This window comes from Rhizobium sp. P40RR-XXII, assembly GCF_012641405.1.
Classification (GTDB): Bacteria; Pseudomonadota; Alphaproteobacteria; order Rhizobiales; family Rhizobiaceae; genus Rhizobium.
Window position 1 is genome coordinate 363,777 of sequence record NZ_JABAII010000007.1, and the last position, 6,352, is coordinate 370,128.

At 61.1% G+C, this 6,352-nt stretch carries 6 protein-coding genes and 2 pseudogenes; 3 read left to right on the forward strand and 5 right to left on the reverse strand.

Going from position 1 to position 6,352, the window contains the following annotated elements:
- Positions 1 to 15: 15 nt before the first annotated feature.
- Both HGP16_RS16485 and HGP16_RS16490 read left to right on the forward strand, forming a co-directional pair.
- The gene (locus tag HGP16_RS16485; protein WP_168841090.1) at positions 16 to 1,062 is read left to right on the forward strand and encodes a thermonuclease family protein; all 1,047 of its coding nucleotides are present in this window, start codon (positions 16 to 18) and stop codon (positions 1,060 to 1,062) included.
- A gap of 177 nt (positions 1,063 to 1,239) precedes the next feature.
- Positions 1,240 to 1,653, forward strand: coding sequence for a tellurite resistance TerB family protein (locus HGP16_RS16490; RefSeq protein WP_112343752.1), 414 nt, complete (start codon positions 1,240 to 1,242; stop codon positions 1,651 to 1,653).
- 65 nt (positions 1,654 to 1,718) lie between these two features.
- Here the strand turns inward: HGP16_RS16490 and HGP16_RS16495 are convergent, their stop codons facing one another.
- The 3 genes from HGP16_RS16495 to HGP16_RS16505 all read right to left on the reverse strand — a co-directional run bounded on the left by HGP16_RS16495 (position 1,719) and on the right by HGP16_RS16505 (position 4,633).
- Positions 1,719 to 2,564 carry a transporter substrate-binding domain-containing protein gene (locus HGP16_RS16495; RefSeq protein WP_246703486.1) on the reverse strand — a complete coding sequence of 282 codons (846 nt, stop codon included), beginning with the start codon at positions 2,562 to 2,564 and terminating at the stop codon, positions 1,719 to 1,721.
- A 145-nt stretch (positions 2,565 to 2,709) separates the two neighbouring features.
- Positions 2,710 to 3,285: an acyltransferase gene (locus tag HGP16_RS16500; protein WP_168841092.1), complete on the reverse strand. Its 576-nt coding sequence runs from the start codon at positions 3,283 to 3,285 to the stop codon at positions 2,710 to 2,712.
- Positions 3,286 to 3,406: 121 nt separating this feature from the next.
- A complete protein-coding gene (locus tag HGP16_RS16505) occupies positions 3,407 to 4,633 on the reverse strand; it encodes an MFS transporter (RefSeq protein ID WP_168841093.1) in 1,227 nt (408 codons plus the stop codon).
- A 105-nt stretch (positions 4,634 to 4,738) separates the two neighbouring features.
- On the opposite strand from HGP16_RS16505, the gene HGP16_RS16510 reads away from it, so the two are divergent.
- Positions 4,739 to 5,641 carry a LysR family transcriptional regulator gene (locus HGP16_RS16510; protein WP_168841094.1) on the forward strand — a complete coding sequence of 301 codons (903 nt, stop codon included), beginning with the start codon at positions 4,739 to 4,741 and terminating at the stop codon, positions 5,639 to 5,641.
- Between the two features lie 13 nt (positions 5,642 to 5,654).
- Here the strand turns inward: HGP16_RS16510 and HGP16_RS16515 are convergent.
- Both HGP16_RS16515 and HGP16_RS33765 read right to left on the reverse strand, forming a co-directional pair.
- Positions 5,655 to 6,031 (reverse strand): annotated as a pseudogene (locus HGP16_RS16515) (VOC family protein).
- A 77-nt stretch (positions 6,032 to 6,108) separates the two neighbouring features.
- Positions 6,109 to 6,352: pseudogene (locus HGP16_RS33765) on the reverse strand (hypothetical protein); the annotation flags it as partial.

Here is a 6,352-nt window from a genome sequence, read left to right on the forward strand (position 1 = left end):
GAAAGTTTTCTCGTTATGCGTCGTAATATTTGGCTTGCAGGCGTGGTAAGCGCGATCGCCGGTTCTTGGTTGACCCTCGTCGCGGTTCAAATCGGTGAGCATGGCTTCGCCCTGCCTGGTCGAGGCGGCAGCGCGACGACGGCTGAGAACAAGTCCATCACGACCGCGCCAACGGAGACTGCCGGGACCGACGCAATGCCCGCAGAGGTTGCCGAGGCAGTGAAGCCCGCCGAAACGGCCAAGCGGGGCGATACGGCATCGAACAAATCGCAACCAAAGAATCAGTCGGCAGCGCAGGTGGCCAATTCCACGCAAGAAGCCACGAACGAAAAGACGACCCAGCCAGCAACGGCCACCGACAGCAATCCGGAATTATCCGTTATTGCGGTGGCGGCCGCCCAGACGCCTCAACCAACGGAGGCCGCCTCGAACAAAGCGGCCACTGCCGAGCAGGCGGAAGCCGACCCCGTCTCGGACAACCGGATACCGGCCGACCAGATCGATAGGGAAATGTCGGCAGCCGAACATCGGACCCTTCCCCCACAGTTGCCGCAGCAGGCCCAACCCAAGCCCGAGTCGCAACAGACTTCACTCGATCCGGCATCCAAGCCGCAGGGGCAGACGACGATCGAGCTTGTCCGCCCCTTCGCCGACCAGGCGGGCATATTGACCCTTGCCGGCAGGAGCGTGCAGCTGAGCGGGATCATTCCGACCGACGTCGACCGGATGTGCACCGGCCCGAGCGGCGACAGCTGGCCCTGCGGCCAGGCCGCGCGCACGGCCTTCCGCATGTATCTGCGCGGCCGCTCCATCGATTGCGATGTGCCGGACCCCGCCTGGAAGGGCATGGTCAAGGGCGAGTGCCGCTATGTCCGCGTCGATCTCAGCGCCTGGCTCGTCCGCTTCGGCTGGGCTGATCCGGAACCCGGCTCGCCGCTTGCGTCCCTTGTCGACGAGGCCAAGCAGAAGAAGCGCGGCATGTACGGAGACGATCCACGCAAGAACGGGAAATCGACGCTTGCGCCGCCGCCGGCCAAGGAAAATCCGCTCAATCCGATCTGACGCTTGCTTCCGCCACTACAGCGCCGCGCGTCATATGTGACGAGCAAAGGTCGCCGTAGCACTTTAAACCTGCTGCATAATTCCTTAAATCGATTTCGATTTAAGGAATTATGCAGTAACTTTTGCCATGAGACGCGCGACTTTTCAGTCTGCCAAATTCAAAGGACTTCGCCTGTCATGAACAAGCCGCTTTCCGCTCACGAGGCCCTGATCTACGTCATGGTACTGGCCTCGGCCGTCGACCGCACGATGAACGACCGGGAACTCAGCCGCATTGGAGAGCTCATTCACGCCCTGCCTGTTTTCAAGGGGTTCGACGACGAGAAGCTGATTTCCGTCTCCCGCGATTGCGCCAAGCTGCTTTCCAACAATGAGGGCCTGGATATCGTGCTCGAAACCGTGCGCGATACACTGCCGGCGCGCCTTTACGACACCGCCTATGCGCTTGCCGTCGAAGTCGCTTCGGCCGACCTGTCGGTCAAGGCCGAGGAATTGCGCCTGCTCAGCCTGCTTCGCGACCGTTTTGGCCTGGACAAGCTCACCTGCGCCGCCATAGAACGCAGCGCCATTGCCCGCTATCGCAAGGCCTGAAGCATTTTCCTGCTTTACGCATTCCGGACAGAAAACAGCTGGTTACTTTCCTGGAATTGCTCTGATCAGTAGAGCCCGTAAGGGAAATAGCGCAGATAGATTTCCTGCAGCCTGCCGTCGCGCGAAAGCGTGGCGAGGGCGTGGTTGATCGCGGCCGTCAGATCGGCATCCTGCTGGCGCAGCATGATGGTCATGCCTTCGCCGAGGAACTGCTGCGACAGGTAGGGGCCATCAAACAAGGCGCAGCATTTTTCCGCCTCCGGCGACGAGACCCAGAAGGAAAGCTGCAGACCGTCGGCAAAGGCGGCATCGATCTTGCCATCCTTGACGGCCGCGAGCAGTGTATCCTTGTCGTCGAACGGCACCGGCTTGATTGCGGGGAAGAAGGCGGCCAGCATGGCTTCATGCATCGTAGCCCTGACGACACCGACCGAATGGCCCGAAAGCGACGCAGCCGTGGTGCCGCTGATCGATGCCTTGAGATTGCGCATGAAGCGGGCCGGCAGCATCAGGAAGGGGCGCGAGAAGGCGAAGCTCTTGCGCAGCTCGGGCTTGACCGCGACGCCCGCGATCACCGCATCGCCCTGCGAGGCCGCAAGTGCGCCCTGCAATTCATCGAAGGGCAAGGCCTGGATCTGGCACTTGTCCGATATATCGAGTTCGTCGCAGATCTTGCGGGCAAGCTCGACATGGAAGCCCGTGAGCTTGCCGTTCTGATCGAGAAAGTTGAAGGGCGGAAAATCGATCGAGGTCAGGAAACGCAGCCTGACCAGCGTCGACAGATCGGGTTTCGGCAGGCGTTCGCGCGCATCGAAGAGGATCGGCAGGTTCGGTGGTTTCGCCTCCTGGGCGGCAACCGGCCAGGCGCAGGAGGCGGCGATCAATGCCGCATGCATCATAAGACGGGCCATGGAGATCGGCCACGAAAGGCAAACACGCATGGTCTTGATCGGCCTCCTGTCGTGGATGCACATTTCTGATTCACCGATATGATTTAGCAGAGTCATGCCGCAGGGGGAATATCGCGCTTGGCAGGGATGGCGGCAGCGCCCGCGACTACTTTTTTGCGCGGGCGAATTGTTCGACCCTTCCCGATCCGCGATCGCCGGTTTCTCCGCGCCGCTTCACAAGTCTTGCCGGAGCTCCGACATAAATGCCGTAGGGCTCGGTTTTTCCCTTGATGACGGCATTGGCGCCGATGACGCATCCCTTGGCGACATGGGCGCCGCCGAGGATCTTGGCTCCCGCCCCGATCCAGACGTCATCTTCGATGACGATCGGTTTCTTCGTCACGCCCTGAAGGCGGATAGGCTGCGAAACATCATCGAAATTATGATCGAAAGAGACGACCATCGCATGTGCTGCGATGCGCACGTCGTTGCCGATGGAGATGCCGCCGCGGCCCAGCAAAATGCTGTAATCGTTGAAGGAAAGGTGATTGCCGATTTCGATGCTGCCTTCTTGCGCGTCGATGACAACACCCTTGCGGAAACTCCCCCGCTCGCCAATACGAACATCGCCGCGCTTCCAGATGATCCTGGTGCCGAACGGAACTTTCGTACTACGAGCGATCTTGAGCACACCGCTCCGAAAGATTGCTCTCAACCTGTAAAACCATGCAATGCCGCGCATTCAGACGCTCCTGACAAGGGCGCCTTCTGTCATACCCGTCTGACGCCCACCTGAAGGGTTAGGGCATGACGATGGCGATGCGGAGGCGAGGCTGCAAATGCTTGTCCCCTCTCCGCATAGTTCATGCACGCGCCGCAAGGCCGGCGATCAAGGCAATCAGCCCGAAGCCAGCCGCCGCCGCACAGACGGCAATCCAACCGCCGAAATCCCACGCCGTACCGGCAAGCGCCGAGCCCAGGGCGCCGCCGAGGAAGAAGATGCCAACGAAGAGGCCATTAATGCGCCCTCTTGCTTCCGGCTTCAAAAGATTGACGGCGCGACGTCCGAGCGTCTGGTCGCCGGTCACACCGACATCGAGCATCACGGCGCTCAGACCCAGAAAGATTAGCAATACAACTGAGTCACCGGTGCTTATCTCGCCGGCCCAGGTGGCCAGCGCCATGGCGGCGAGCACGATCAGATGCGCGGCAAGCGTCGCCGTCCGCGTCCAGCCGCGGTCGCCCATCCGGCCAAAAGCGGAGGTGGCGGCGGCGCCGCCCGCCCCGACCAGCGCGAACAGAGCGATGCCGGACTGGCCAAGGGAAAATGGCGGCTGCGCCAGACGCAGGGCAACGGAAGTCCAGAAGAGGCTGAAGCTCGCCATCATCATGGCGGCGGTGAAGGCGCGCAGCCGCAGCACCGGCTCTTCCCGCAGCAGCTGGAAGAGCGAGCCGATTAGGGCTCTATAGCTGGTACTGACCAAAGGCCGCCGTTCGGGCAGGCGTAAGGCCAGCATAGCCGCCAAAAGCGCGAGCGTTGCGGCACTCATGGCATAGAAGTTCCTCCAGCCCCAGAAATCGGCAATCAGGCTCGCCAGTGGTCGGGACACCAATATGCCGACCATCAGGCCGCTCATGACATTGCCGATCACCCGGCCGCGATGTTCTGGCGGCGCCATGGCTGCTGCGATCGGCACGAGGATCTGGATTGCCGAACAGGCCGCGCCCAGCAGAAAGAGGAAGATCAGAAGGCTCCAACCCGTCGGCGCGAGGGTGGCGGCAACGGCCATGACCAAGGCCGACAGAAGCATGCGCAACACCAGCTGCCGGTTTTCCATCAGATCCGCCAACGGCACGAGGAAAAAGAGGCCGGTGGCATAACCGAGCAGCGACGCCATGGCCACCAGACCGGCGCCGCTTTCCGAAAAGCCCAGCGACGGGCCGATGATGCCGACCAGCGTCTGCGGCGCGAAAAGATTGATGACAATGACACCGGTGGCGACGGCAAACAGCAATGTCGAGGGAGCGGCAACGGCCTCTAGCGCATCGTCTTCGTCTTCACTCGCAATGCATTCGGGCACCTGGGACATGACCTCTCCAATGATTTCTGATAATATTGATTGTCATGTTTATCGCCTTGCTGCATAATGCGGCAATTGAAATAAAATGATAATGATTATGCGAGTTCGTTCATCATGAACATTCACGATCTGGAAGCTTTCGTCGCGGTGGTCGAAACGGGCTCGATCGTTGCCGCCTCAGCGCGCATCAATCTGACGCAGCCCGGCATCACCCGGCGTATCCAGAATCTGGAAGACAGCCTTGGCATTGCCCTGCTCGACCGGCAATCGAAGCCCCTCAAGCCGACGGCGGCGGGGCGCGAGGCCTATGAGCATGGACGCCGCGTCCTGCGCTCGCTCGACGACCTCAAGGCTGGCGTTTCGCCCGGCGGTGCGATCGGTGGCGAATTCCGCCTCGGCATCATGCCCTATCTCTCGGAGGCGGCGCTCTCGGCTCCGCTCGACCAGCTGCGCGGCCAGTTTCCACAATTGACGCTGCGCATCGTCTCGGGCTGGTCGCCACAACTCATCGAGCAAGTCGCGCATAGCCAACTGGATGCGGCCACCGTCTGCCTAGCGGAGGGCGTCGAGCCGCCTGATAATGTCGTCGGCGATGTGCTCGGGGTCCACAGCGTCATCCTCGTCGCCGCGCCGTCGCTTGGCGTCCCCAAGGCACCGCAGCTTGAAGAACTCTCCCGCTTCCCCTGGATCATGAACCAGAGCGGCTGCGGCTTCCGCGCCTTCATTCATCACCGCTTCGAAGCCGAGCGCCTGCCCTTCGAGGTCGCCGTCGAGGCGATGAGCGCCGATCTGCGCATGTCACTGGTGGCGCGCGGCCTCGGCATCGGCGTGCTGACACCTGCCGCACTGGCCGACAGCCGCTGGCGCAATGCGGTCGAGATCATCGAGCCGCCCGATTTCAGCCCGAAAGTCGTCAACTGGCTGGTGCATCGCCCGCCGGCGGGACGGCTGGCGCGGCCGATTTCGATCTTCGGCGAAACGCTGGCGGAGACGCTGAAGACGAGGGGCCGTTTTTGACCTTGATCCGGCCTCAAGACCCCGGCTTGTTGATCATGGCTTCGATATTGTAGCCATCAGGATCGAGAACGAGCAGGCGTAGTAATTCGCCGTATATTCGGGACGCGGACCGGGAGCGCCGTTGTCCTTGGCACCCGCCTCAAGAGCGGCGGAATAAAAGGCGTCGACCTCCGCCCTGGTTTGAACGCGAAAAGCAACATGCAAACGCGTCAAAGGCGGTTTGCTGCCGGTGTGCTGGATCTCGAACAAGCTCTCGTCGCCCACATCGAATGCCCAGAATACGCCCTCCTTTCCGAAGGAAAGGCGATACCCTAGCGGCTCCAGGGCCTTCTCATAGAACGACTTGCTCTTCTGCAGATCGCTGACTTCAATGGTTATGTGATCAATCACCTTGAGCGCTTCTTCCAGACAATGGTGGCGAAGGCAGGCTAGAACGGTTCAGCTCTTCACGGAACACAGTACACGACTCAAACTTTACTCGGACTTCTCAGGGGTCTTCTGGGGGCATTTTGCGTCCATGCAGAGAAGGCTTTTTCCGGATTGTGGATGATCCACTCCCTGAGAGCGTCGAGACCGATGCGGAGCCATGATTTCTGGCGCCGTCCGTGGCTTTTTCGCGTGATCGCCTTCATGCCCATGGTGTGAGTAGCGCATCGGTAGGCCCAGGTGATGGCCAGGATGAGGATGACGAGCAGGCTTGCGAGCTTGTCG